Annotated in this window: 25 protein-coding genes and 1 tRNA gene; 12 read left to right on the top strand and 14 right to left on the bottom strand. The window is 66.7% G+C overall.

Annotated features, from left to right (window positions below; translation table 11 throughout):
• The 3 genes from ACH49X_RS32770 to ACH49X_RS32760 form a co-directional block, all read right to left on the bottom strand.
• Positions 1–1572: amino acid adenylation domain-containing protein (locus ACH49X_RS32770; protein ID WP_357111668.1), on the bottom strand; the 1572-nt coding region annotated here is incomplete at its 3' end.
• A 292-nt stretch (positions 1573–1864) separates the two neighbouring features.
• Positions 1865–2848, bottom strand: coding sequence for a LuxR C-terminal-related transcriptional regulator (locus ACH49X_RS32765; protein WP_195083196.1), 984 nt, complete (start codon positions 2846–2848; stop codon positions 1865–1867).
• A gap of 142 nt (positions 2849–2990) precedes the next feature.
• The gene (locus tag ACH49X_RS32760) at positions 2991–3866 is read right to left on the bottom strand and encodes a M23 family metallopeptidase (protein ID WP_195083197.1); all 876 of its coding nucleotides are present in this window, start codon (positions 3864–3866) and stop codon (positions 2991–2993) included.
• Between the two features lie 196 nt (positions 3867–4062).
• Here ACH49X_RS32760 and ACH49X_RS32755 point away from each other — a divergent pair, with 196 nt between their 5' ends.
• The 3 genes from ACH49X_RS32755 to ACH49X_RS32745 all read left to right on the top strand — a co-directional run bounded on the left by ACH49X_RS32755 (position 4063) and on the right by ACH49X_RS32745 (position 6255).
• A complete protein-coding gene (locus ACH49X_RS32755) occupies positions 4063–5127 on the top strand; it encodes a nitronate monooxygenase (RefSeq protein ID WP_195083198.1) in 1065 nt (354 codons plus the stop codon).
• A gap of 62 nt (positions 5128–5189) precedes the next feature.
• Positions 5190–5582, top strand: a complete 393-nt coding sequence (locus ACH49X_RS32750) for an SCO5389 family protein (RefSeq protein ID WP_195083199.1) — start codon at positions 5190–5192, stop codon at positions 5580–5582.
• A 124-nt stretch (positions 5583–5706) separates the two neighbouring features.
• Complete coding sequence (locus ACH49X_RS32745) at positions 5707–6255, top strand: HD domain-containing protein (protein WP_357209119.1); 549 nt, start codon at positions 5707–5709, stop codon at positions 6253–6255.
• 15 nt (positions 6256–6270) lie between these two features.
• Here the strand turns inward: ACH49X_RS32745 and ACH49X_RS32740 are convergent, their stop codons facing one another.
• The 3 genes from ACH49X_RS32740 to ACH49X_RS32730 all read right to left on the bottom strand — a co-directional run bounded on the left by ACH49X_RS32740 (position 6271) and on the right by ACH49X_RS32730 (position 9807).
• Positions 6271–7908, bottom strand: a complete 1638-nt coding sequence (locus tag ACH49X_RS32740) for a long-chain fatty acid--CoA ligase (protein ID WP_357111663.1) — start codon at positions 7906–7908, stop codon at positions 6271–6273.
• Positions 7909–8404: 496 nt separating this feature from the next.
• The gene (locus tag ACH49X_RS32735) at positions 8405–9418 is read right to left on the bottom strand and encodes a cation diffusion facilitator family transporter (RefSeq protein WP_195083202.1); all 1014 of its coding nucleotides are present in this window, start codon (positions 9416–9418) and stop codon (positions 8405–8407) included.
• Complete coding sequence (locus ACH49X_RS32730; RefSeq protein ID WP_195083203.1) at positions 9415–9807, bottom strand: metalloregulator ArsR/SmtB family transcription factor; 393 nt, start codon at positions 9805–9807, stop codon at positions 9415–9417. Before ACH49X_RS32730 ends, ACH49X_RS32735 begins: the two co-directional genes overlap by 4 nt.
• A 510-nt stretch (positions 9808–10317) precedes the next feature.
• On the opposite strand from ACH49X_RS32730, the gene ACH49X_RS32725 reads away from it, so the two are divergent.
• The 4 genes from ACH49X_RS32725 (at position 10318) to ACH49X_RS32710 (ending at position 14151) form a co-directional block, all read left to right on the top strand.
• Complete coding sequence (locus ACH49X_RS32725; RefSeq protein WP_195083204.1) at positions 10318–11460, top strand: acyl-CoA dehydrogenase family protein; 1143 nt, start codon at positions 10318–10320, stop codon at positions 11458–11460.
• An 80-nt stretch (positions 11461–11540) separates the two neighbouring features.
• Complete coding sequence (locus tag ACH49X_RS32720) at positions 11541–13010, top strand: NAD(P)/FAD-dependent oxidoreductase (RefSeq protein ID WP_195083205.1); 1470 nt, start codon at positions 11541–11543, stop codon at positions 13008–13010.
• A gap of 73 nt (positions 13011–13083) precedes the next feature.
• On the top strand, positions 13084–13980 hold the full coding sequence (locus ACH49X_RS32715; protein WP_357209117.1) for a DUF1542 domain-containing protein: 897 nt from the start codon (positions 13084–13086) through the stop codon (positions 13978–13980).
• A gap of 95 nt (positions 13981–14075) precedes the next feature.
• A tRNA-Arg gene (locus tag ACH49X_RS32710) sits at positions 14076–14151 on the top strand.
• Positions 14152–15044: 893 nt separating this feature from the next.
• Here ACH49X_RS32710 and ACH49X_RS32705 read toward each other — a convergent pair.
• From ACH49X_RS32705 to ACH49X_RS32690, 4 genes are read right to left on the bottom strand one after another with little or no spacing between them, the layout of a single operon-like run.
• Positions 15045–15398 carry a DUF6086 family protein gene (locus tag ACH49X_RS32705; RefSeq protein ID WP_195083206.1) on the bottom strand — a complete coding sequence of 118 codons (354 nt, stop codon included), beginning with the start codon at positions 15396–15398 and terminating at the stop codon, positions 15045–15047.
• A complete protein-coding gene (locus ACH49X_RS32700) occupies positions 15398–16819 on the bottom strand; it encodes a hypothetical protein (RefSeq protein ID WP_357209116.1) in 1422 nt (473 codons plus the stop codon). Before ACH49X_RS32700 ends, ACH49X_RS32705 begins: the two co-directional genes overlap by 1 nt.
• Before the next feature lie 22 nt (positions 16820–16841).
• Positions 16842–17126: a WXG100 family type VII secretion target gene (locus ACH49X_RS32695; protein ID WP_357209115.1), complete on the bottom strand. Its 285-nt coding sequence runs from the start codon at positions 17124–17126 to the stop codon at positions 16842–16844.
• Positions 17126–17464 carry a WXG100 family type VII secretion target gene (locus tag ACH49X_RS32690; RefSeq protein ID WP_195083209.1) on the bottom strand — a complete coding sequence of 113 codons (339 nt, stop codon included), beginning with the start codon at positions 17462–17464 and terminating at the stop codon, positions 17126–17128. The genes ACH49X_RS32695 and ACH49X_RS32690 overlap by 1 nt, the downstream gene beginning before the upstream one ends.
• 612 nt (positions 17465–18076) lie before the next feature.
• Here ACH49X_RS32690 and ACH49X_RS32685 point away from each other — a divergent pair.
• Positions 18077–18442 carry a hypothetical protein gene (locus ACH49X_RS32685; RefSeq protein ID WP_357209114.1) on the top strand — a complete coding sequence of 122 codons (366 nt, stop codon included), beginning with the start codon at positions 18077–18079 and terminating at the stop codon, positions 18440–18442.
• Entirely contained in the window at positions 18435–19895 is a 1461-nt protein-coding gene (locus ACH49X_RS32680; protein ID WP_357209113.1) for a hypothetical protein, read from the top strand. Before ACH49X_RS32685 ends, ACH49X_RS32680 begins: the two co-directional genes overlap by 8 nt.
• A gap of 85 nt (positions 19896–19980) precedes the next feature.
• On the opposite strand, the gene ACH49X_RS32675 is transcribed toward ACH49X_RS32680, so the two are convergent.
• The 3 genes from ACH49X_RS32675 to ACH49X_RS32665 all read right to left on the bottom strand — a co-directional run bounded on the left by ACH49X_RS32675 (position 19981) and on the right by ACH49X_RS32665 (position 21420).
• Positions 19981–20163, bottom strand: a complete 183-nt coding sequence (locus tag ACH49X_RS32675; RefSeq protein WP_357209112.1) for a hypothetical protein — start codon at positions 20161–20163, stop codon at positions 19981–19983.
• Positions 20164–20182: 19 nt separating this feature from the next.
• Positions 20183–20350: a hypothetical protein gene (locus ACH49X_RS32670; protein ID WP_357209111.1), complete on the bottom strand. Its 168-nt coding sequence runs from the start codon at positions 20348–20350 to the stop codon at positions 20183–20185.
• Between the two features lie 275 nt (positions 20351–20625).
• Positions 20626–21420, bottom strand: coding sequence for an AraC family transcriptional regulator (locus tag ACH49X_RS32665; protein ID WP_357209110.1), 795 nt, complete (start codon positions 21418–21420; stop codon positions 20626–20628).
• Positions 21421–21541: 121 nt separating this feature from the next.
• On the opposite strand from ACH49X_RS32665, the gene ACH49X_RS32660 reads away from it, so the two are divergent.
• From ACH49X_RS32660 to ACH49X_RS32650, 3 genes are all read left to right on the top strand, one after another.
• A complete protein-coding gene (locus ACH49X_RS32660) occupies positions 21542–21898 on the top strand; it encodes a VOC family protein (RefSeq protein ID WP_281916523.1) in 357 nt (118 codons plus the stop codon).
• Between the two features lie 13 nt (positions 21899–21911).
• Entirely contained in the window at positions 21912–22331 is a 420-nt protein-coding gene (locus ACH49X_RS32655) for an SRPBCC family protein (protein ID WP_357209109.1), read from the top strand.
• Between the two features lie 763 nt (positions 22332–23094).
• A complete protein-coding gene (locus tag ACH49X_RS32650; protein ID WP_357209108.1) occupies positions 23095–23340 on the top strand; it encodes a copper resistance protein CopC in 246 nt (81 codons plus the stop codon).
• A 106-nt stretch (positions 23341–23446) separates the two neighbouring features.
• Here ACH49X_RS32650 and ACH49X_RS32645 read toward each other — a convergent pair whose 3' ends face one another.
• Positions 23447–24043, bottom strand: a complete 597-nt coding sequence (locus ACH49X_RS32645; protein ID WP_357209106.1) for a hypothetical protein — start codon at positions 24041–24043, stop codon at positions 23447–23449.
• Positions 24044–24585 lie beyond the last annotated feature (542 nt).

Raw genomic sequence — 24585 nt, 5'->3', positions numbered from 1 at the left:
CGCCGCCCGATCCAACTTCCCCACCGGCGTCAACGGAATCTCATCCAACACCATGATCGACGCCGGAATCATGTACGCGGGCAACGACTCGGCGAGGTGTTCCGCGAGCGCATCGGTGTCCACGTCGGCGCCGGGTCGCGGCAGCACGTAGGCCACCAGGGCGGTCGCGCCCGACGGCAGCGTCTTGCCGAGGGTGGCCGCGAAGTCGATGTCGGGATGGCTGGTGAGGGCGTTGTCGATCTCGCCCAATTCGATGCGGAAACCGCGGATCTTCACCTGGAAGTCCGAGCGGCCCAGATATTCGATGACGCCGCCGTCGTTGCCCCCGGTCTCGGTGCGTCGTACCAGGTCGCCGGTGCGATACAGGCGCGCGCCCGGGTTGCCGCTGTCGGCGCCGAACGGGCTGGCGACGAATCGCTCCGCGGTCAGGCCCGGACGGTTGAGGTAGCCCTGCGCCAGCGCGGGACCGGACAGATACAGCTCGCCGACCACCCCGGCCGGCACCGGACGCAACCGCGAGTCCAGCACGAACGCGCCGACTCCCGGGATGGCCGTGCCGATCGTGATGGGTTCGCCCGGCGTCATCGGCGGCGTGCTGGTGGCCAGGATCGTCGCCTCGGTGGGGCCGTAGCCGTTGTAGAACTCGCGCTCGGCCGCCCAGCGTCCGACCAGCTCGGGGCCGAACTTGTCACCGGCCACGACCACGGCCTGCAGGTCGTCCAGCCCGTCCGGGTCCACCGATTCCAGCGCGCCAGGCGTGATGAGCATGTGCGTGACGTGCTCGCGGCGCAGCAGATCCGCCAGCTCGAAACCGCCGAACACGGTCGGCGGCGCGATCACCAGCGTCGCGCCGGAGGAGAAGGCCAGCAGCAGTTCCAGCACCGAGACGTCGAAGTTCGGCGAGCAGACGTGCAGGACGCGGGAGTCCTCCGTCACGCCGTAGTGCTCGCGCTCCGCCGCGACCAGCCCGGCCAGGCCGCTGTGGGTGACCACGACGCCCTTCGGCTTGCCCGTGGACCCGGAGGTGTAGATGACATAGGCCGGATGCCGCTCGTCCAGCGGGCGCACCCGGTCGGTGTAGGAGATGGGATGTTCCGGGCGCGCGGCGATGCGCGCGGCCTGCACCGGGTCATCCAGCTCGATCCAGTACACGCCCGTGCCGAGCACGGGGCGGTGCGCCGAGGTGGTCAGGCCCACGGTGGCGCCGGAGTCGGCGACGATGTGGTTGATGCGGTCGGTGGGGTAGGTCGGATCCACCGGCACGTAGGCCGCGCCGGTCTTGGCGATCGCCCAGACGGCGAGCACCGACTCCACGCTGCGCGAGATTCCGATGGCGACCACGTCGCCGGGCCCGACACCGCGCTCGATCAGCTCCCTGGCCAGCCGCGAGGACGCCGCGTCCAGTTCGGCGTAGGTGAGCTCGCGATCGTCGGCCGGGTCCCCCGTCGGGTTGAACCGGATCGCGACTTCGGTGGCGGCGGACTCGACGGCGGCGGTGAGCAGCTGCGCGAAGAGCGGACTGCCCGACCTGCGGCGACGGCTACTGCGAGCAGAGCGACGGGCGGTTTCCATTCGAGTGCATTCACCTCTCGCATCGAGCCAGGACCCGGGCTCTACCCTGCTCAGGGCTTGTTAACCGGGGCCAGCGCGGACCGAGCAATCATATAAGGGGCTGACCACTGAACCCGCGCGCTGTATTGGATTGCCGCGGGTGCCGTCGCTACGGCCCCGCGCCCCCTGGTTGTGTGCTGTCCTCTCGTCGCACACCATCCGCCCCCCTGGAATCGGTGTCTTGCCTGATTCCTGCCGTTATATCGGTACGGACGCCGTCGTGTTGCAGGACCACCCCGATCGGTGAGCTTGCTCACAGCCATCCGCGCCGCGTGGCCTGCACCCCCGCCTGGAATCTCGTACTCGCCCCGAGCCGCTCCAGCAGCCGTGCGGTCCGGCGGACCACCGTGCGCCGGGACATCCCGAGCCGCCGGGCGATGGTGTCGTCGGTAGCGCCGAGTCCCATCAGGGTCAGGATCGCGCGATCGCGTTCGTCCAGCGCCTCCGCGGTCGGATTCACCGAGATGGGCGCGGCCATCGTCCACAGCACGTCGAAGGTCTTGATCAGCAACTCGAGCGTGGGCGATCCGGTGATGCGCAAACCCATCGGGTCGGGCCTGCGGTCGTCGGCGTGCAGCACCAGGCTGGCCCGTTCGTCGTCGCTGATGATCAGTTTGAACGGCGGCTCTGGCAGGGTTCTGGCCTGCGCGCCGCCCGCGTTGGTGGACAGCGCGTGGCGCAGGCGCTCCGGGTCCTGATAGACGGTGTCCTGGTACAAGGTCTGGTAGCGGATGCCTTCGGCGAGCCTGGTCCGTTTGAGTTCGAACAGCTGGCGCTCGCGTTCGGGATCGCTGAGATAGGGCCCGCGCTCGACCAGCTTGACGCAGCTGCGCGCGCCGGTCTGCATCTCTTCGAAATCCGCCAGCATTTCCAGCCGCTCGTACACCGGCACCACCGCGCCGTTGCCGCGCGGCGAGCGGCGCACCGAGCGGAACGTCTCGCTCAATCGTGCTGCGGCAGCGTGCATCTGGTTGATCTCCTGCTGCCTTCGCCGTGCCTCGGCTTCGGACAGCGATTCCGGCGCGTGCGCGTCCCACAGCGGTTCGCCCTCGGGCGACTCGATGCGGATCGCGGCGTGCAGTTCACACAACACATCCAGCGATTCCGCGGCCAGGTCTTCCGAAACGCCCAGGTACTGCGCGATATCGGCGAGACTCGACCGCGGATGGTGCACCAGCACGGCGTACGCGCGGCCGTGCGGTGACCCAGGCTCGAAGATGTCGCCCAGCTCGATCACGGCCCGAGCCTAGCGACCGACCGGTGCCCATGGGTCAGCTCCGCGAGACCCGCGCGCGAACCGCCTCCCACGTCACCGGGACGCGGGAGGCTACGCGGCGCGCAACCATGCGCTGATCGGAATAGCAAGCCGGACAGGAGAATCAGTGCGCGGACGGGCCCCACTCCAAGGGCACGCCCTTGGCGGCGAGGTAGGGCATCGGGTCGATCTTGGTGCCCGACTGGTCCCAGATCTCCAGGTGCAGGTGCGGACCGGTGGACTGCCCCCGGTTGCCCACGGTGGCGATCACGTCGCCCGCGTTCACCCGCTGGCCCGCGTGCACGAACATCTCGTTCACGTGGCCGTAGACCGCGGTGGTGCCGTCGTCCTGCAGCACGCGCACCCACAGACCGAAACCGGAGGCGGGACCGGCCTCGATGACGGTGCCGTTGCTGACCGAGTGGATCGGCGCGCCCAGCGCGTCGGCGAAGTCGAGGCCGTAATGCATGGCGCCCCAACGGCTGCCGAAGCCGGAGCTGATCTCACCGGCCACCGGGCGCACCGCGGGCGCCGGGGCGACCTGCTGCTGCACGCCTTTGAGGGCCTGCTCGGCCTGCGCCAGGGGGGCGGCGAGTTCCGGAGGAAGATTGGGAATGCCGAACGGCGCGGCGACCGGGGCGGCGATCTGGCCCGCCACCGCGGCGGGCTCCGGCGCGGGCAGCGCCACCGGCTCGGCGGCGGCCTTCGCCTCGGCGACCGGGAGGATGCTCGTGCCCTTCACCGTGGCGGGCGCGGACTGCGCTTCCTCGTCGGTATCGTGCGAACCGGGGAGCAGCGGCGACGCGTAGGCGAGCGCGGGAGCGACCTGGCTGGCGGCGCCGATCAGGGCGCCTGCGGCGACCGCGGCGGTGGCGGCGGCCTTGACTCGCTCGGTGGCGGACGGTTCGGCGCGGTGCCGCGTCGGACGGCCCGTTTCGCCGCCGTCGCCGAGGAGGCTCTGGACGGTAATGGAACTGGGGCCTACACGGTGCTGCGACAAAGCTGAGTCCTCGGTCGTACAACAGGGTCCGGGATGCCGGGGCCCGAGCCGATCCGGTTCGATAACGTTCCGATGAAGCCGGGCAAATAACGGTTTGGCATCCGTTGTGACGGGAACTCTACCGCGTCGTGACCATTCCGCAACCTTCCGGCGGAAAAACGCTGGTGAGGCCTGGGTCACATGTCCAAATGAGCGCATGCGCGACAATCGGACCGTGATCATCGACGAGTTGGACGTTCCGATCGCGCTCGCCCCGATGGCGGGCGGCCCCTCCACCCCCGAGCTGACCGCCGCGGTGACCGAGGCGGGCGGTTTCGCCCAGCTCGCCGCCGGATATCTCAGCGCCGCCGACACCGCGGCGCGGATCGCGGCGACCCGCGCGGCCACCGGCAAGCCGTTCGGCGTGAACCTCTTCGTGCCAGGACCGCCGACTCCGGCCGCCGACCTCGCGGACTACTTGAACGAACTCGGCGCCGAACACGACCTCGGCGATCCGCGCTTCGACACCGACGACTGGGACGCCAAACTCGACCTGCTCGTCGCCGATCCGGTCGCAGCCGTGTCGTTCACCTTCGGCTGCCCGAGCCCAGCGGACATCGGACGGCTGCACGCCGCCGGCTCCGAAGTCTGGGTCACCGTCACCTCGGTGGCCGAGGCGCGCATCGCAGTCGAGGCGGGCGCCGACGTGCTCATCGCCCAGGGTGCGGAGGCGGGCGGCCACCGGGCGACGTTCACGGATCGTCGCGCCGACGACGCCACCGACCCGCTCGGCCTGCTGGCGCTGCTGCAATTGCTCGCCGCCGCCACCGATCGGCCGCTGGTGGCCTCCGGCGGCCTCGCGACGGGCGCGGGCATCGCCGCCGCGCTGGCGGCGGGCGCCGCGGCCGCGCAACTGGGCACGGCGTTCCTGCGCTGCCCTGAGGCGGGCACCAGCCAGGTGCACCGCGCCGCGCTGACCGCCGACACTCCGACGATGCTCACCCGCGCGTTCACCGGGCGCAGGGCACGCGGGTTGCGCAATCGATTCCTGGTGCGCCACACCGCAACAGCGCCGACCGGATACCCGGAGATCCACTACGCCACCGCCCCGCTGCGCGCCGCAGCACGGGCCGCGGGCAACCCCGACGAGGTCAACCTCTGGGCGGGTCAAACCCACGAGCTGGCACCGGAGCTACCCGCGGGCGAATTGGTCGCGACCCTGGCCGCCGACACGAAAGCCGCACTGGAAAAAGCTCTTTCACGCCGAATCCAGCATTATTGACAACGACTTTCGTTTAGACTTCAGTGGCATCGCATCGACGTCCAGCACTGGAGGAGAGCGCCATGTCCCTTGATGTCCCCACCGCACTACTCGAACGCGCCGAACGCGGCGAGGTCGACGACGCCGACTTCGTCGAGGTCGTGCGCAATTCGCTGCCATACGCCTGGGAGGTGGTCAGCCGCGTCGCCGGTGAACTGCGCTCCGGCACGGCCGAATTCGCCGACAACACGATCGCGCCGCCCGACGAGACGGCGCGTGGACAACTGCTGCGCGCCATGGCTTCCGACGCGATTCGCGGCGGACTGGAACGGCACTTCGGCGTGAAGCTCGCCTTCCAGAACTGCCACCGGGTCGCCGCGTTCCCGCTCTCCGCGGTCGGCGGCGATACCTACACCACGTTCATCGGCACCAGGGCCCAGCTGCTCAACCAGAGCCCGGAACTGCGCAACTGCTGATCCACGAACCGAACACCCGGCGCGGCCAAAAGTTTCGCCCGCGCCGGGTGTTCTCGTGTGTCCGGCGCCGTGCCCGCGCGTCGCCGCCGCCCGCCGCGGTGGTCTGCGCGTAGGGTGAACCGCCATGAGCAGCAACGATCTTCGCGATGAGGTCGAGGCCCGGCTCGCGCCGTGGCGCGAACAGCTCGGGGCGGACCGCGCCGCCTACACCAATCACGTGCTGCGCGTCCTGGCGCTGTGCGACCTCATGGCCGACGACCGGCGAACTCCGCCGAGCACCCGCGAGGAATTCCTGACCGCGGCCGTTCTGCACGACATCGGCATCTGGTCGGCGGGCACCTTCGACTACCTCGCCCCCTCCTGCGATCAGGCGCGCGCCTGGCTGGCGAGCATCGACCGCGACGACCTGACCGCACTGGTGGTGGCGATGATCGACCAGCATCACAAGCTCCGCCCGGCGGGCCGGCCGCACGATCCGGTCGAGATCTTCCGGCGCGCCGACGCGATCGACGTCGAACTCGGTTTGTTCGGCCGGTTCGGCGTCTCCCGCCGGACCTACCGCGAGCTGGCGAAACGCTATCCCGACCACGGCTTCCACCGCAGGCTCGTGACCCTCGCCGCCCGGCGGCTGCGCAGCCACCCCGCGTCACCACTGCCGATGCTGAAGTGGTGACGCGGGGCGGCGATATCAGGCGAGCGTGGTGACGTCCAGCTCACCGTCGGCGTACTGGCTGCGCAGCCGCTTCTTGTCGAACTTGCCCACGCTGGTCTTCGGCACCTCGGCGATGAAGGTCCAGCGTTCCGGCAGCTGCCATTTGGCGAACTTGTCGGCGAGAAAGTCGCGCAACTCCTCCGGCTTGGCCTCGGCTCCCTCGGCCAGCACCACCGCCACCAGCGGGCGCTCGTCCCACTTCTGGTCCGGCACGCCGATCACCGCCGCCTCGGCGACGGCGGGGTGCCCGATCACGGCGTTCTCCAGATCCACCGACGAGATCCACTCGCCACCGGACTTGATCACGTCCTTGGACCGGTCCACCAGGGTGAGATAGCCGTCGGGGCTGATCTTGCCGACATCGCCGGTGCGCAGCCAGCCGTCGTGGAACTTCTCCGGATCGACCGCAGCGCCGTCCGGCGAATAGTACGAGCCGGTGATCCACGGACCGCGCACTTCCAGCTCACCCAGCGACTCACCGTCGTTGGGCACCACGCCGTCGTCGCCGACCAGACGCGCTTGCACGCCGGCGGGGAAGCGGCCCTGGGTCACCCGGTAGGCCCACTTCTGCTCGTCGGTGACCGCCGTGGCGGGCGGATGCGCCACGCTGCCCAGCGGCGAGGTCTCGGTCATGCCCCACGCGTGCAGCACCCGCACGCCGTGGGAGTCCTCGAAGGTGCGCATCATCGACGGCGGGACCGCGGAGCCGCCGACCACCACCGCGCGCAGATGCGTGATGTCCTGCGGATTCGCCGCCAGCGCCGCCAGCACCCCGCCCCAGATGGTCGGCACCGCGGCGGCGAAGGACGGCTGCTGCGCGGCCATCATCTCCAGCAGCGGCCCCGGCTGCAGGAACCGGTCCGGCATCAGCAGATTCGCGCCGGACATCAGCGCCGCGTACGGCAGGCCCCAGGCGTTCGCGTGGAACAGCGGGACGATGGCCAGGATGTTGTCGGTTTCGAACAGGCCCATCCCGTTGTTCGCGGCGACCTGCATGGCGTGCAGCCAATTCGAGCGGTGCGAGTACACCACGCCCTTCGGGTCGCCCGTGGTGCCGGAGGTGTAGCACATCGCCGCGGCGGAGCGCTCGTCGATCACCGGGAAGTCGTAGGTGTCCGGCTGCCCGCCGAGCAACTCGGTGTAGGCGTGCACCTGCACACCCTCCGGCGCGGTGAGCGTGGCCGCGTCGCCGTTGACCACGATGACGTGGCGGACGGTCGTCAGGTGCGGCAGGATCTGGCCGAACAGCGGCACCAGCGTGCCGTCCACCAGCACCACCTGGTCTTCGGCGTGATTGGCCACGTACACGACCTGGTCGGGGAACAACCGGATGTTCAGCGCGTGCAGCACCGCGCCCATCGCGGGCACCGCGATGTAGGCGACCAAGTGCTCGTTGTTGTTCCACATGAACGTGCCGACCCGGTCGCCGACCCCGATGCCGAGCCCGCGCAGCGCGTTCGCCAACCGCGCCGATTCGGCGCCGACCTCGCGATAGGTCATGGTGCGCACGCCGGTGCCGGTCCACGTGGACACGGTGGAATCCCCGGCGAACGTCGATGCGTAGCGCAGCAACGTGGCCAACGACAACGGCTCGTCCTGCATAGTGCTCAACATCGGAACTCCTTTTTCTTCGGTGACTTCCCGTCAGAAAGCCAAGTCGGTTGCGGCCACCTTCGGGGCTTCGATGCGCTCCCGTGCGGCAACCCCACCCCGCGGGTCACTTCGGGAGACAGAACGCGCGCGTGGCCCGGCGCCCGGTGGACAACGGCTCGCCCACGGGCCCGGAGGGCCGGCTGCGCAGCGATGCGGCGCTGCAATTCGCGCTCGGCGTTCTCGCGGACGAAGCCGACAGCGGCCGGATGCGCCTCAGGGCCGATCGAGGCGCGGTCGCGATCTTCCGCGTCGTGACCGCGGAGAACCAGGTCGGGCAGGTCAGGGAAAGTCGGGATACGCGGCGGCATGGTTCAGCACGCATCGACCATGAGCCACATCACACGGGGGATGCTACCCAACGGTAGGCCGCCTCGGGCAGCGGTGGCGAGCCAAGACCCGCGCATCCATCCGAGGGCATACGCCATCAGTTTCCGCTGGTCAGCTCGGCGCTCCGATCTCAGGTCCGAACGGTCCCGTCGACCACCACTTCGGTGTGCGCCGGGTAGGCGTGCACCACCGCTGTGTCCAGCTCGGGCACCACATGGGTCAGGGCGTGCTGGGCCTCGTGCGCGACGCGATGGGCTTGCGCCAGCGTGATCGTCGGGGCCACGTCGAGTTCCACATCGGCGTGCAACCGGTGACCGATCCAGCGCATCCGCAGGCTGCGCACGCTCTGCACGCCCGGCTCGGCGGCCAGCGCCCGCTCGGCCGCGGTGACCATCCCCGGCTCGACGGCGTCCATCAGACGACGCAGCACGTCGCGTGCCGCGGTTCGCAGCACGGCGAGGATCGCGACGGTGATGAGCAGCCCGACGATCGGGTCGGCGAGCGGGAAGCCGAGTGCCACTCCGCCCGCGCCGAACAGCACGGCCAGCGAGGTGAACCCGTCGGTGCGCGCGTGCAGGCCGTCGGCGACCAGCGCCGCCGAGCCGATCCGCCGGCCGACGCGGATCCGGTACAGCGCGACCGTCTCGTTGCCGATGAACCCGACCAACCCGGCCGCGGCAACCCAGCCAAGATGCTCGAGCGGCTGCGGATCGAGCAGCCTGCGCACCGCCTCGTATCCGGCGATCAACGCCGACAAGGCGATCATCGCGACGACGAAGAGACCGGCCAAGTCCTCCGCGCGGCCGAAGCCGTAGGTGTAGCGACGGGTCGCGGCCTTGCGGCCGAGCGCGAACGCGATCCACAGCGGGACCGCCGTCAGCGCGTCGCCGAAGTTGTGCACGGTGTCGGCGGCAAGGGCCACCGAGCCGGACGCGGCGACGATCACCAGTTGCAGCACCGCGGTGCACCCGAGCACGACCAGGCTGATCTCCACCGCCCTGATGCCGATCGCGCTGGATTCCAGCGCGTCGTCCATGCTGTCGGCGGCGTCATGGCTGTGCGGGACGAAGATCTCCCGCAGAACGCCGAACGGACCGGAACGATGCCGGTGATGTCCGTCGTGGTGGTGGTGCCGATGGGTCATGCGCTCGCCTCGTCTCGGCCGGGGACTTCGCGCAGCGCGCCGGCCCCACGATGATGCGCGGGAACACCGGGCCCCGCGTGCTCGGCGTTGTACACCGCGTCCACCACCAACTGGCGGACGTGCTCGTTCTCCAAGCGATAGAAGATCGTCGTCCCCGCTCGGCGGGTGTTCACCAACCGCGCCATGCGCAGTTTGGCCAGATGCTGCGACACCGAAGGCGCCGGCTTGCCGACCTGGCCGGCCAAGTCGTTCACCGACAGTTCGCGGTCGACCAGCGCCCAGAGCACTTGCACCCGAGTGGGATCGGCGAGCATCCGGAACACCTCGACAACCAGTCCGACCTGATCCTCCGCGAGACGCGGACGCAGTTCCTGGTTATCTGCATTCATACGCAGATACTAGAGCAGGACGGGGCACCGTTACCAGCGCTCCGGGCCGATGTGGCGGCGGCACCCCCTGCGTTGCCGCCGACACACCGGTCGACCCCGAAACCCGAACAGGTCTTCTGTCTTAGTCGACGGTCGCGTCGGTGCGCCAGGCGAGCGGACTGATATCACCTGAATGAGACAAACCGATCGGCACGACGTTCCCGCCATGTGGGCATACGTCCGGAGGGGTGGCGGTGACCAGTGTGAATGCCTCAGCGTCGCAGCGACGTTCACGCGCACCTGCGCGCACAGCTGCACGTGCAGTACGGCCGTTCCGGCGCTGCACCGCGCTCCGATCGGAACATTCCGCACCGATCCGTGGTATCCGGCGCGATCCGGCCCGAGCCGTGCGGCCCGGCCGCGACCCGTTCGACGGCCACCCGCCGACATGAACGAGCCGTCGGGCGCCCGACCACTACCCCGTTACTGTGAATCACGAGAGACGCACCGAGCGACCGTGGAGTAGACGACATGCCAGTGGACCGAATGCTGCCCACCCCCGAGGCCAGGGACCTGCTGGAACTGACCCGCGACATCGCCGACAAGGTGCTCGAACCGCGCGTGGCCGAGTGCGAGAAGACCGGGATCTTCCCCGACGGCGTCTTCCCCGCGCTGGGCGCGGCCGGGCTGCTCAGCCTGCCTTATCCCGAGGAATACGGCGGCGGCGCGCAGCCCTACGAGGTGTATCTCCAGGTGCTCGAGGAACTGGCCGCCCGCTGGGCCGCCGTCGCGGTCGCCGTCAGCGTGCACAGCCTGTCGTGCCATCCGCTGTTCACCTTCGGCACCGAGGAGCAGAAGCAACGCTGGCTGGCCGACATGCTCTCCGGCGAGACCATCGGCGCCTACAGCCTGTCCGAGCCGCACGCCGGGTCCGACGCGGCCGCGTTGCGCTGCCGCGCCACCCCGGTGGCGGACGGCTACCGGATCACCGGCGCCAAAGCCTGGATCACCAACGGTGGTCGCGCCGACTTCTACACCCTGTTCGCCCGCACCGGCGAAGGTTCCCGCGGCATCTCCTGCTTCCTGGTCCCCCGCGACACCGAAGGGCTCAGCTTCGGCAAACCGGAGGAGAAGATGGGCCTGCGCGCCGTGCCCACCACCACCGCCGCCTACGACGACGCGTTCCTGCCCGCCGAACGTCGCGTCGGCGCCGAGGGACAGGGACTCTCGATCGCCTTCAGCGCCTTGGACTCCGGCCGCCTCGGCATCGCCGCGGTCGCCACCGGACTGGCGCAGCGCGCCCTCGACGAGGCCGTCGCCTACGCCAAGGAGCGCGAGGCGTTCGGCCGCCACATCATCGACCATCAGGGGCTCGGCTTCGTCCTCGCCGACATGGCCGCCGCGGTGGATTCCGCTCGCGCCACCTACCTCGACGCCGCCCGCCGCCGCGACGCGGGCCTGCCGTACTCGCGCCAGGCCAGCGTGGCCAAGCTCGTCGCCACCGACGCCGCCATGAAGGTCACCACCGACGCGGTCCAAGTCTTCGGCGGCTACGGCTACACCCAGGACTTCCCGGTCGAGCGCTACATGCGCGAAGCCAAAGTGATGCAGATCTTCGAGGGCACCAACCAGATTCAGCGTCTGGTCATCGCGCGCCAGCTCGCCGGGAACTGATGCCACAGGTGGCCGTAAATGCCGATTGAATGACCGCGGATGTCTTCGGACCTGCGGATACCGGCTCGTACCCTGAGAAGATGACGACGCCGTCCATCATCATCATCGGGGCCGGATTCGGTGGGCTCGGCATCGCGCTGGAGCTGCGGCGGGCCGGGCTGGACAACTTCACTATCCTGGAGCGCGCCACCGACCTCGGCGGCGTCTGGCGCGAGAACACCTATCCCGGCGCGGCCTGCGACGTGCCTTCCCCGCTGTACTCCTGGTCCTACGAGCCGAAATCCGATTGGCCGCGGCGTTTCTCCGAACAGCGCGACATCCACGACTACATGCGTGGCGTCGCCGACCGGCACGGCCTACGGCGCTTCATCCGCTTCGGCACCGAAGTGACCGACGCGGAGTTCGACGAGCGCACCGGCCAGTGGACCGTCCGCACCGCCGACGGGGCGCAACTGACCGCCGACATCCTCGTCCCCGCCGTCGGCCAGCTGTCGCGCCCAGCGCTGCCGAACATTCCCGGCATCGACACCTTCACCGGCCCCGCCTTCCACTCCGCCGAATGGGACCACGACGTCGACCTGACCGGCAAGCGCATCGCCTGCATCGGCACCGGGGCCAGCGCGATCCAGTACATCCCGCGCATCCAGCCGACCGCGGGCCACCTCACGCTGTTCCAGCGCTCCGCCGCCTGGGTGCTGCCGAAGGCCGACGTCGAGTACAGCGCTGTGCACCACGCGCTGTTCAAATACTTCCCGCCCAGCCGGCTCGCCGAGCGCTTCGCCATCTGGTCGATCTTCGAATTGCTCGCCCTCGGCCTGACCGACATCCCGTCGATCAAGACTCCCGTGATCGCGTTGGCCGACCGGCACCGGGAAAAGCAGGTCCCCGACCCGGAACTGCGCGCGAAGCTGACCCCTGACTACGCGGCCGGGTGCAAGCGCGGACTGTTCTCCAACGAATATTTTCCCGCGCTGGCGCAGCCGAACGTCACCGTGGAGACCACCGCCATCGAGGCGATCACGCCGACCGGCGTCCGCACCGCCGACGGCGTCGAGCACGAAGTGGACGTCATCATCTTCGGCACCGGCTTCAAGGGCACCGAGTTCCTGGCGCCGATCAACATCTACGGCCTCGGCGGGCGCAAGCTGGCCGATGTCTGGGGCGACGAAGGCGCGCGCGCCTACCTCGGTCTCTCGGTGCCCCAGTTCCCCAACCTGTTCATGATGTACGGCCCGAACACCAACGTCGGCGCCGGCTCCATCATCTACATGCTCGAGTCCCAGGCCCGCTACATCCGCCAGGTCGTGCAATACCTGGCCGATCGCCCCGGCCGCTACCTCGCCGCCCGCCCGGCCGCGGAGCAGCGCTGGGACGCCTGGTTGCAGAAGCGGTTGAAGGACACACCGTGGAACTTCTGCTCCAGCTGGTACCGCAACGCCTCAGGCCGCATCACCAACAACTGGCCCGGGGCCACCGTGCTCTACCGCTGGAAGACCAGGACTTTCGACCCCGCCGACTACGACGAGGCGCAGGCGCCCGCGAAGCCGTGACCGCACACTCAGCGAGACCTCAGCAAGCCGACAGTAAACTGGCATTGTCCGAGATCCCGCGGAAGAGGTGCCCATGTTGTGGCTGCTTATCGCCCTTGTCCTCGGCGCGCTGATCGTCCTCCTGATATGGCAGTCACAACAGGGCGAACAGCGTAGAGCCACCGAGCTGGCCGACGCGCTCGCCGACGCCAGGCAAGTGAACGAACGGCTGGGCGGCCAGGTCTACAGCCTCTCCGGCAGCAACGACGCCGCCACGCAGGCACTAGCCGACGCCTCCGAACGACATCTCGCGGCCGGCGCGCAACTCGATCAGGCCCGCACGCCCACCCAGGCCCGGCTGGCGAAACAGACCGCGTTGGAAGGGCTCTACTACATCAGGGCCGCACGCACCGCGATGCACATGGACCCCGGCCCCGCGATCCCCGGCCTCGACGGCCAAGACACCGCCGGGCAGGTGACCGAGAAACGCGTAGTCGAGTACGAGGGCAGGCAGATCGCAGCCGCCCCCGACCCCTCGGCCTCGACCCCGAACTACTACCCCGGCGGCCGAGTGGCCGGACGCCCGGTACCCGCCGGGTGGTACTCCGAACCCTGGTGGAAGCCCGCGATGGTCGCGGGCGCCTGGGGCATCGGCTCCGCCCTCCTGTTCACCTCCCTGTTCTCCGGAATGTCCGGAGTCGGCTACGACGCCCACGGCTTCGAGAGCGGCTACGGCGAAGGCTTCCAAGACGGCCTGGCCGCGGACGGCGGCGGGTATGACCAGGGTGGGGATTACTCCGGTGGGTACGACGGAGGCGACTACTCCGGCGGCTACGACGCCGGAGGCGGTTACGACGGCGGCGGCGGTTACGACGCAGGCGGCGGCTTCGACGGCGGCGGCGGTTACGACGCAGGCGGCGGCTTCGACGGCGGCGGCGGTTACGACGCAGGCGGCGGCTTCGACGGCGGCGGCTTCGACGGCGGCTTCTGACCTCTCCACCAGCCCTCCCCGCAGCGATGCGGACTCCGAGCCAGATACCCGGTAGACTGCGAACGTCCCGGGCGGGCCACAAACCCACCCACCCAGCCTTCGTAGCTCAGGGGATAGAGCACCGCTCTCCTAAAGCGGGTGTCGCAGGTTCGAATCCTGCCGAGGGCACCAACATCATGGGCAACTTTTTCAGTTGTTGCCCTACCTGCGACGGGCCGTGTGCTGGTTTGGTTTGATGCTGGCGGCGGTTCGGCGGCGGGTTCCGGGGGTGCGATAGCGGTCAGCGCGGCGGTGGCTTGTGCGGCGGCGGGGAGTGTTTCCGTGGTCAGTGTGGCGTGGATGGTGGCACGTTTGGTGTCGTGGTCGTAGACGATCTCGAGACCGAACGCCTCGTACAGGTCGCGTTGCAGGGCGTCGGGGGCGTTGGTGAGTTGCAGCGCGAGTCGGGGTAGGTCTTCGATCAGGTCGGGCTCGTTCGGTGGTCGTCGGGCGGCCTGTTCGCGCAGGGCCTCCAGAGCGGTGTTCTGACTGCCCCGGACCGTGCGCGTCGCGGTGTTCGCCGATATCTTCGGCGACCTCAACCAGTTGATCGGCAGCGAGGTAGCGCCCCGAAGTGCAGCCTGGTTCAGAATCCGGGTACCGGCTCTCGAAGTGCGGCAACGAGATAGGCGCATCTACTGCTTCGCCACTGCATGCCCTAGCTACCGGTGAGAGTCAGAAGTGTTGGCCGAGAACCACTATCGAAAGATGACGATCCGCGAGGTGAGGATACGGTACTGGCATATCTGGAACTGTCGATTCGATAGACGGCGCCTGCTTCCTCCGGCCTGCAAGAGGAAACCGGCAGGGCTTGATCAGTCGTCGATGGATCGCGACCGCCGCTCCACCTCACGCTGTGCCGCACGATCGGCAGCAAGAGCAGCGCTTCCCGAAGTGATGTCGGGTCCTCATCTAGAGGGCCGAGCATCGACTCCCATTCGGCGAGGTGCTCATTGAGAAGCTCGCACCACAGTGGTACGCCCAGCAACTTTTCCGCAACGCGCGGGCGATCTGTGCGACCAGCACTATCTGGGCATACTGAGGCCATTTGCCCAGGAGATAAAAGCGCTTTCTTCATTGGACCTAGGGGTCAGTGGACGCTGGCAGTAGTTGAGGATATTAACCGCTGGGCCCAGCGTTGCGCCCAGCATTGCCTTGAAAGTGGCATTCTGGGACGAGGAGTACTCATCGAAGACTGTCAACGTCGCGCGTTCGAAGACTTCGATATCTATCTCGTACATATCGCTGGCTATCGCTGTCAAGCCGGTTGCAGTACCCAACACCGAGCAAGTGTCGGTATACATGCGTACGAACAGGTCGCCTACCCGCAACGACGGACTCCATACTGTCTGGTCACCAACCTCGAATGCGTAGCTCATCATGCCCACTCTACTAGAATCTGGACGCCAGGATTTTTGATACGCATCTTCTCCACTGCAGCCTCTACCTGCGCCTGGAAATTGGGATCGGCGCCAGGGGTCGTGAACCGGAGTCCGATGGGAGCCTGCTCATAGCCATCGATATACTGTCGAGCCTCGATGTAGGACCCCAACTTCTTTTCCACCTGTTTCGCAATCCATTTGTCAACATCGGCGGCATCCGTGGCCGACTTCTCCTCCCATAGGACTCCATTCTCGACTTCATCAATATCGGTGATTGTCTTGGACGTATCATTCGGATTGTCGATCTGCACTTCCCGATCCCCGTCCTTCACATGATATTTTCCGTCGCTCCCCAGGTGTGGTCGGCGTGGATCAGTGAACGTGACATCCTTTTTTGGGTCCGATGTAGTGAGGAGTATCGGTAGTCCGACAATAGTGGGCAGCCCGCCCGTCGTCAGAGCAGCCACGGAAAAGGCGAAGCCGCCGAGCGCGGTGAGGAATGTGTTGGCAGGACCAGCCAAAGCTCCGGCAGCCTGGTTCAGGAAATCGATCTCTTCTTGGCGATCGTTGGGTGTTTTTTGCCCATTCGGTGTCTTTTGCTTTGTTGGTGGCTCTTTGACCTGCACCATCGAACGCCCGATCTGAATGGCGGTGACGACAACCACCATGGTGAACTGAGTGTTCATGTCCGAGCGCATCGTGGTCAAAGCAACCTTGTGGGCGTCGACTGCGGCTGCGATGTCGCGGGCAGCGGCTTCGATGTCGCCGACGCTGTCAGCGAGCATGCGAAGGTGGCCTACGAGGTTCGGGATGTCTTTCGGGACGTTGGATCCGTAGCCACGCTCAAGCCCGGAGGCGACCACTAACAGTCGTCCCTTACCGGTGTACACGGGGTCTGAATGAGCGAAGGTCTTCCATGCGGTTGCGGCGCGCGCCAGCTTGTCGGTGTCCCCGTCAGGGACTTCGCCGCCAGAGACAAGCGCAGTGACCTTGTCCTGCAGTTCGGTCCAGTCCGTCTCGAGTCCGCGGCTGTAAGTCCCCGATGACGCGACACCGTTAACTATGCCGGGGCCGTAAGGTAGTTCCGAGGGGAAACCGCTGGGCAACGATGGTGGGGCGCCCTTGTTGGGGTCGCGGTTGGCTTTGTACTCCGCGTACTTCCAGTTGTAGCCAGCCGCAGTCAAAACGTCCCCGAAGTGCTGCAATGCCCGCGCGAAGCTGGTCGCCACCAGCGTCACTGCGCCGGCGCGGTCATCATAGGCTTTCGACCACGTCTTGACCGCCTGGTAGCCACCGGCCATCGCGCTGGTTTCCAAAAGGACACGTTGCATCGCGTTGTAGACGGTTTGGAATTTCTCCGACAGGTCGTAGCATTCCTTGGCCGCGCTCTCATAGGACTGTGGGGAAATTGAGCCCACTGAGTTCAGCCGCCACTCATTCTCAAATTATTTCCGCTGCCGCGCCGTAGGCGTCACGGGCAGTGACGGCGGCGGTGTACATCTCAGTGATTCCTTCAACCATTGCGGCAGCCCCGGTTGCCCATTCTCGGTAGGCTTCCTCCTGGGCGGTGGCAGCGGCTCCCTGCCAGTTTTGTTGGATGGTGGCGATTCGGTGGTTGAGTCCGTCGAGACTTTCGGTAAGGAACCCAATGAATCCAAGGGCGCGGGTCACGAGCTGGTCCAACTCATCGATATCGAACGTGAAGTCCCGGAAGTCGTCGGCCATCACATATTCAGCTCCGGTAGGTCTAGCGAATTAAAACTCGTTGCATTGGAAATATCGCTGCCAGCAATGGTCTTGCTTGCTACGCCAAGAAGTCCGCCCATGGCCGCGAGCGCATCCAGTACGGTGGCAGCGCCCTCCTTGGCTACCGTCCAGCCTTCACCGAATGCGTCTGCTGCCGACCCCTTCCAATTGTCGAGGACGCTCGAAACCTCGCGGTCGAGCGAATTCAACCCGTTCATCAGAGAACTAGCGACTTGCTCGACGTAGACGCCCGCATCGGTCACCTCGTCCGGAACAATCGCGAAATCTGTTCCGGGCGAACCCTGCTCGGTTGACACACGACCCCCCTCCTCCAGACATCAGGAAGACCTTAGCCACGACCGATCCCAAACGCAATGGCATCAACCCTGCCGGCAGTCAGTTGGACCTCGTGGTCGCGCGGATAGGCAACTCGCGTGCAGCCATGTGCCGAACGGCTTGGATAACGAGCCCGTCTGAACACATTCTCGACCGCCGTCATGGCTTATCCTCCTACGCGAAGTTTCCTGGTCAGCAGAACGCTCGAGACGGCCTCCCAGGAGCGCAGTCCAGCTTCTCGCTAGACGCGAGCGTCGGCACTGCACACCCTCGTCTCCGCGATCCTCTGCCCTGTCTCCGGAGCACAGAGCCTGCACGACGGTGGCTGTGGCTCGGTTCGCTGCTGAAAGTATCGACAGCTCAGAGGTTCGGGCTTGCTGGTCGTGGGGTCGCTGGGATCGTGGCGGGATTGTGGGTTGGGGTTCTGTTGTTGCGGCGGTGGGTATCTCGATTCGATCGTAGGGGCAGCCCGGCGGGGCCCGGCCCTACGAGGGCGAGAGCCGGAGAGCGGGTCGGCAAAGGCACTCGGTGAGTCAACCCGAGGGGCCGCCGCCCTGGGCGGATCGGAGTGTGCAAACCGTCCAATCAGTCACATGTGGTCGATAATCTCCGTAACGTTGTTGAGCCGCAATGGTGTTGGAGGGCTCGCGTCGATCGCCCTGTTCGCGAAGAAGAAGTTCGAGAATCGAGAGGCGAAGCACGCAGCGCTGACTGCGATAAAGCGCAACACCGCCCTCGTCGAAGGCATGGACGCTCAGATCGAGGACCTCCTCCAGCGGACGACCTCGCTGCGCGAAGGGCTGGTGAAAAGTTACAGCGAAGCCTTGGTGCACTTCCGCGCCGATTTCCACGCGCTCGCCCCTGCCGAGCGGTCGACACTCGCCACGTTGGTGAACAACACGAAGTCGTGCGCGAGCATGCTGAGCATGCGCATCGAACAGGATGCCGATAGTGCGTGACGCTGCCGAGTTCGTCACGGGCGCCCAAGAGCAGGCCGTTGCCTCCTGGGTGAGCTATCTCAACCAGCTCCGCATGGACAACCTTCTGAGCGCGCTCAGCCAGCAAGACGAGCACCTTCGGGACGCGCTCACCAGCGTCGATGAAGCCGTCAAGAAGATCGACCTCGAGGTGGTCGCCGCCAACCGCGGCGGACAGCATGGCATGCACGGCTTCATCGCCGAGATCGCCGAGGTCGGGATCGGCAACGCCCGAAACCAGATCCTCGGCCACGAGGCCGTCTACCAGTGGGTCAACGACAACGGGCCCGTCGACCTGATGCGCGGAAGTGTCCAGATCCAGCAGAAATTCGTCGCAGCGGGTGGCCGCTTCTCACTGGGCGCTATCGCCGAGCACCTCCAGAGGTATCCCGAATACGTGCGCAACGGTGGGAAATACCAGATCCCCCGTGATCACTTCGAGGTGATCCAGCGGCTACATGCCTTGTCGCCCGAGGAAGCGAGCAAGCTACTGTCACGCAGCGGCGACGGACCTTCCCTCAGAGACTGGCAGCGGGTCCAGGCCTTCTTCCAAACCAGATCGGTCGGCTTCGATTCGCTCGAGCCCTCGACGCTCGAGTACAACGAAGTGCAGCGCGATGCCTACACCTCGACCATGGCGGCCGAAAAGGGCTCGCTCCACGCCACGAACCGGTCCCTGCGCCACGATGCCTACCAGCACAGCCGTCCGACACTGCGAGAAGGAGGCACAGCCGCACTCACGGCCGCCGCGACCGCGGGCGCGACCGCGTTCGTACTGGCCGTGGTCGCCAAGCGTCGGGAAGGCAAGCGGCTCAGTGAATTCAGCGAGCGCGACTGGATCGACCTCGCAGGCGAGACCGGCTCGGGTTTCGGCAAGGGCGGCGTCCGAGGACTGAGCATCTACGCGCTCACCAATTTCACCGCGACCTCCGCAGCCGTCGCCAGCTCGATCGTCACCACATCCTTCAGCATCGCAGAACAAGCGAACAAGCTGCGCCGAGGCCAGATCGACGAACTCGAGTTCATCGAGAACTCCGAACTCATCGCCTTGGAGGCCGCAGTACGCGCGCTGGCCTCTTGCGTCGGCCAGGCGACCATCCCCATCCCGGTCCTCGGCGCCGTCATCGGCACCACGGTCGGCACTGTGCTGTACAAGGCCGCCGCATCGTCGTTGACGAAGCGAGAGGCGGCGCTGATCGAGCGCTACCTCGACGAGCAGCGCACACTCGACGAACAACTCACCGCGGAATACCAGGCCATACTGGAAAAGCTGGACCAGAGCATGTCGGACTATCTCGGGCTGCTCGAACGAGCCTTCTCACCCGACGTGCAAGTCGCGCTCACCGGATCGGTCGAACTAGCGACGGAACTCGGCGTGGGTTCGGACGAGATCCTCGATTCCGACGAGAAACTCGACGCCTATTTCCTCGACTAACGAGAGGAAGGCCACAGCCGACACGGCAACCTATCCACCTCTAGACGCAACGAAGCCCCCGCGAGTTCGCGGGGGCTTCGTCATCTCAGCCGCGGTGCTCCCCACCCTCTGGGCGCCATCCCGCCGGCATGTGCTGGCGCGCGTATTCGACCATGATGCGGATCAGTTCCGATCGGTTCGGGTCGCCGGTCTTCGTCACCAGCCCTTCGTCGACCGCCTGCTCGTCGAGCGCGGTGATTTCCTCCTCCGTCACGCGGAGTCCGATCATCGGGCGCCGCGGCCCTGTCCTAGGCATGGTTGCGGCGCCGGTCGTGGCAGATCAGCAGTGCGGCGGTGATCGACCAGACCGCGAGATAGCCGGCGGCGCGGATGGGGTGCCAGTTGTCGAGAAGCAGGAGGACGCCGAGTGTGACGAGGATCGCGAGTATGGCGGCGGTGGTTACCCGGATTTTCATGTCGGGTTCCTTTGTTCGATGGGGGTTCTTCAACAACTCGCGAGGGTGGGACACTTGGTGGTTGGCGGACCGGGTAGTTACGAGCTATCCGGTCCGCCTCCCTATCGGCTACTGCTTCCTGTGTCTACCACGCTTTCGGTGTTTGCCCTTGTGGGACTTGGCCGCTCGCCTAGCGTTCCGAGACGTCGAAGGATTCGAATAGCTTCACCGGATCGACCCCCAGCCGCACCGCCCCGATGTACAGGTCGCGCAGGGTCTCGTGACCGGCGGCGTGTTCACCGTCGTCGCCGAGATCGCACATCCGTTCGGAGAAGCCCGTGCAGGGCGGTGGGGGTGTGGCCCAGGTGTTCGCGGACGGTGCGGGTCAGGTGTGCCTGGTCGGCGAAGCCGAGGTGTGCGGCGAGGTCGGCGAGGCCGGTTTCTCCGTCGGTGATCCGGTCGAGAGCCTGCCCGACTCGTATCCGGTTGCGGTAGCGGGTCAGCGACACTCCCATGTGCTGCGAGAACACCCGACTAAGCCGATACGGCGAAACCTTCAGCAAGACGGCCAGAGAGCGCAGCCCGGCCGACTCCGGTGCCCCGGTGATGATCGCCTCGCGGGCGGCGGCGACCAGCACTCGGTCAGCGGGCCGCGGCCGTGAGGTCGACCGTCCGGCGGTGAGCGCGACGAGCCGGACCAGTTCCTCGGTCACCGCGTAGTCGATATCGCCGCCCGCGGCAGCGGTCAGCATGCGGCGGTGCGCAAGCTCGATACGCGCATCGACGTAGACAGCCCGCGGGTTCGCCTCACCTTCCAAGAGTCCGGGCTCGATCGTTACCGCGGTGCAGACGTCACCGCCGGCGGGGTGAGCGAATCCTTCCTCTTCACCCGGTGCGCCGATGTAGCCGACGGTGCGGTCCAGGTCGGCGAGTTCGCCGTCGGCTTGTCGCCGGAACCGGCCTCGGCGCACGAGCACGAGCCGATGGTCGTCGCGGATTTCCGGAGCCGAGAAGTGGGTGTGGTCGGAGCGGCAGTTCACGGTGGTGATGGTGAACTCCGGCCGGGCGGCGAGGGTCGTGGCGGACAGCACCCACGGGACCGTACGCCCGGAGTACGACAAGAAACTGCCCGCAAAAATCTTCAAGACCTACGCGGGTTCGGGCACGGATGCTGAGACGGCAACACCGACTACACCAGGGAGATAACGAGATATGACCGTCCACGCGAGCCTGGCCGCAATCATCATCGACTGTGCCGCACCGAAGGTAATGGCGGAGTTCTATCGCGAGGTCACCGGCTGGAAGATCACCCATGTCGACGATGATTCGGCCTACCTCGGTGAGGGCCCGATCCAGCTCGCATTCCAACGAGTCGAGGGATACCAGGGTCCCGGCTGGCCCGATTCCGGTAAGCACGCCCACCTCGACTTCACGGTCGCCGATGTACCGGCCGAGACCGAGCGGCTGCGCACGTTGGGCGCGACGATACCCGATTTCCAGCCGGGGCAGGGACAGTGGACGGTTCTCGCCGATCCCGAAGGCCATCTGTTCTGCCTCGCTGCGGCCTGATCAGGAGGATTCCATGGCATCCATTCACAAAGAATTCGTCGTCGACGCCACCCCGGAGCAGGTCTGGGATGTGCTCGCCGATTTCGGCGCGGTGCATGAGCGTCTCGCCCCGGGCTTCGTCATCGATACTCGCCTCGACGCCGACACTCGCATAGTCACGTTCGCCGACGGCACCATCGTCGCCGAACGACTCGTCGACCTCGATCCGGCGAGCAGGCGAGTCGCCTACTCGGTCGTCGGCGGGCATCTTCACCCCGCCCATCACCACGCCTCGATGCAGGCCCTGCCCGCTGAGAACGGCAAAACCCTGTTCGTCTGGCACACCGACGTCCTGCCAGAGGCGCTCGCCACACCGATTGCCGAATTCGTCGACCAGGGATCAACCGTCATACATCGGGCACTGGAGACGGCAGCAACCGCAGACCAGCGATAGCGGCGTCGCCACCGACCGAGACGTGCAGGCGGAAATTCGGGTCAGCTTCCGACCGCTACGGGGTCTATCTTCTCTGCTATCGACAACGAAAGGACCGAGACGCTCGAACAACCCAGTGCAGCACCGGAGGGTTACAACACCGTTTCTCCCTGGGTCGTCACCGAGAACACCGGAGCGTTCCTCATCAAGCGGTGCCTCGGTGCGCCTCGAGGGCTATGCACCCGACGCCCAAGCAATCGTGTCAGCGCTCTTCGAAAATCCGGTCACCGGCAAATCGCCCGGCCTGACCCGACAGGGACGGCAAATCCCGGCGTACGAGCGCCTCCATACGGTGTAAGCGGAAGTACCAACAACGCCCCACAAACAGCTACGCGAGGCACGACTCATGGCATCAACCTCTTGACCAGCCAGTTTCTGCCAGAAGGTCGACGTAAGACATCGCTGCCCGATCGTCGACACCAGCTTGTATGTGCTGGTGACCGGATGTGCGTGCGGTTGTTGCCACACGATCTGGCGCGGTCGCAGGCATCGGTGGCCGCGCCGACTCGCAGGCTGTGCCCCCGCACCTATCCGACTTCATCCATGAGAGAACGAGTTCGATGACCCGCGCGATCTGGCGGTTCGACGGCGGTCGGTCCAGGGGCCACTAGGACCACCGCAGAATCCATACCGGCGGTGTTCCAGCCACTGGCCGGGGGCGGCTGGCCAGTGTGGGGGCTGCGCTGGCGACGTTTCTGATCGCCAGTCGGCGGCACGATCACCGGTGAGCGTAAAGGTGCACGGTTGTCTAGAGACCGCACCTCCGCAGGTGAAGCTCACTTTCAGCGAACCGATTCAGCCGAGCTTCGCCGCACTCACTGTCACCCGGCCTGACGGGCAGCGTTGGGAGCGCAGTGAACCGAAGGTGAACAACCGTGATGTCTCGGTCGATCTCGACGGCCGCGGTCCTGCGGCGCCTTCACCGTCGCATTCCGGTCATCCGCCGACGTGGCTAGGCGTCGGGTCGTAGCCAGCGGGCCGCCTGACCGTTGCGGGATCAGGCGATCTTTTTTCCCCCGCCCCGCCATTGCCGAAGACTTTCTCCCAGTGCCCTCCGGCCGCTTCGGAGGGGTCGTCTATCCATCCTCGAGGTTCGCGAAGAAGTTCCCTACCTGCTGTTCGAAGCCTCCGAAGGTGGATGCAACGCCGCGATAGAGATTCCGCGGGTCTTGGCCGAGTTTGTAGAGGTAGGTGGTCGCCTGTTGCCAGAGCCCGGTCTCGAAATCGGACACCGCGGAAAACACTTGCATGATGACCTCCCGCCAGTCCTGGTGCTGTTGACCCAGGACCTCGAGGTTCGTGACCAGCACGTCCATCGCCTGGTGGAATCGCGAGAGATTCTCTTCTATCTGTTGATCGACGAGGTTGGTGAAGTCCGTCGGGCTCATGCCGCCGTCCGCGCACCGTTCGGCAGCCGGTGCGACAGTTGCCACATTGTCGGCGAGCTGGTCTTCGGTAGGACGCCTGCTGTTTGTGTCGAGGACTTGCAGGACCGGGCTGGGAATTTGATCGAGTTGCGCTCGGGTGAGGTAACCGGGCAGTTGGTATGCCGGTGGCGCGTCGTGACCGGCTGCGACCGCTTCCATGCCTGCCCTGCACTGGGCACCGATCGCGTCGATGAATGCCTGGAACTCCCTTGTCGAGAGCAACCCGGGGGTAGTAGGTGTGGCCATTCACTCGTTGCGGGTGAACTCTGCCGGCACCCGCAAGTGCAACAGTGTCTATGACTGGCGCGCAACCGATGGCGACGAGACGTCGGGCGCGTCGACGGTCGTACTAGTGGATCGTCGATCGCGACATTCCCACCAGTCGAGTAACCGAGAAGGTGGTTTCATAAGGACAGTTGAGGATCGCGCGCCTGGGGGACCTGCTCAGCTGTCTTCGCCCCGCAGGTGCCTCGGACGCTGCCCACGGGGCGGACAGCATCCAGGACCCTCGTGATTGCCTTGGACGATCAACTCGCGAATGAACACCGCCCGTGCCGCGAACAGATGCAACACCGAACGCCCGCCCACAGCGGTGGCCAAGGCTCCGTGCAGGGACCGGAGTCCGGCGCCGCGGCTGCGCCAGACCGGCCACGATCGGCCGAGCGCGGAGAGAGGTATAGCGAGTGTTGCTCGCCTCTGCCGCTCGTGTCGTACGCGGGTGCGGCCGGACTGCGAGTTTCGCCTGGTCGGCGGTCGAGTGCGCGCGTGCGGTGCGCAGGGCGTCTGCG

The organism is Nocardia sp. NPDC019323 (assembly GCF_044389845.1).
GTDB classification, from domain to species: domain Bacteria; phylum Actinomycetota; class Actinomycetes; order Mycobacteriales; family Mycobacteriaceae; genus Nocardia; species Nocardia implantans.
The sequence above is the reverse complement of the archived record's forward strand: the minus strand, read 5'-3'. Positions and strand labels throughout refer to the sequence as shown.

Coding starts and splice junctions, on each gene's coding strand:
- ACH49X_RS32755 (WP_195083198.1), top strand. CDS start 4,063: ATGCGCGACAATCGGACCGTGATCATCGACGAGTTGGACGTTCCGATC.
- ACH49X_RS32750 (WP_195083199.1), top strand. CDS start 5,190: ATGTCCCTTGATGTCCCCACCGCACTACTCGAACGCGCCGAACGCGGC.
- ACH49X_RS32745 (WP_357209119.1), top strand. CDS start 5,707: ATGAGCAGCAACGATCTTCGCGATGAGGTCGAGGCCCGGCTCGCGCCG.
- ACH49X_RS32740 (WP_357111663.1), bottom strand. CDS start 7,908: ATGTTGAGCACTATGCAGGACGAGCCGTTGTCGTTGGCCACGTTGCTG.
- ACH49X_RS32735 (WP_195083202.1), bottom strand. CDS start 9,418: ATGACCCATCGGCACCACCACCACGACGGACATCACCGGCATCGTTCC.
- ACH49X_RS32730 (WP_195083203.1), bottom strand. CDS start 9,807: ATGAATGCAGATAACCAGGAACTGCGTCCGCGTCTCGCGGAGGATCAG.
- ACH49X_RS32725 (WP_195083204.1), top strand. CDS start 10,318: ATGCCAGTGGACCGAATGCTGCCCACCCCCGAGGCCAGGGACCTGCTG.
- ACH49X_RS32720 (WP_195083205.1), top strand. CDS start 11,541: ATGACGACGCCGTCCATCATCATCATCGGGGCCGGATTCGGTGGGCTC.
- ACH49X_RS32715 (WP_357209117.1), top strand. CDS start 13,084: ATGTTGTGGCTGCTTATCGCCCTTGTCCTCGGCGCGCTGATCGTCCTC.
- ACH49X_RS32705 (WP_195083206.1), bottom strand. CDS start 15,398: ATGAGCTACGCATTCGAGGTTGGTGACCAGACAGTATGGAGTCCGTCG.
- ACH49X_RS32695 (WP_357209115.1), bottom strand. CDS start 17,126: ATGGCCGACGACTTCCGGGACTTCACGTTCGATATCGATGAGTTGGAC.
- ACH49X_RS32685 (WP_357209114.1), top strand. CDS start 18,077: ATGTGGTCGATAATCTCCGTAACGTTGTTGAGCCGCAATGGTGTTGGA.
- ACH49X_RS32675 (WP_357209112.1), bottom strand. CDS start 20,163: ATGATCGGACTCCGCGTGACGGAGGAGGAAATCACCGCGCTCGACGAG.
- ACH49X_RS32670 (WP_357209111.1), bottom strand. CDS start 20,350: ATGAAAATCCGGGTAACCACCGCCGCCATACTCGCGATCCTCGTCACA.
- ACH49X_RS32660 (WP_281916523.1), top strand. CDS start 21,542: ATGACCGTCCACGCGAGCCTGGCCGCAATCATCATCGACTGTGCCGCA.
- ACH49X_RS32655 (WP_357209109.1), top strand. CDS start 21,912: ATGGCATCCATTCACAAAGAATTCGTCGTCGACGCCACCCCGGAGCAG.
- ACH49X_RS32645 (WP_357209106.1), bottom strand. CDS start 24,043: ATGGCCACACCTACTACCCCCGGGTTGCTCTCGACAAGGGAGTTCCAG.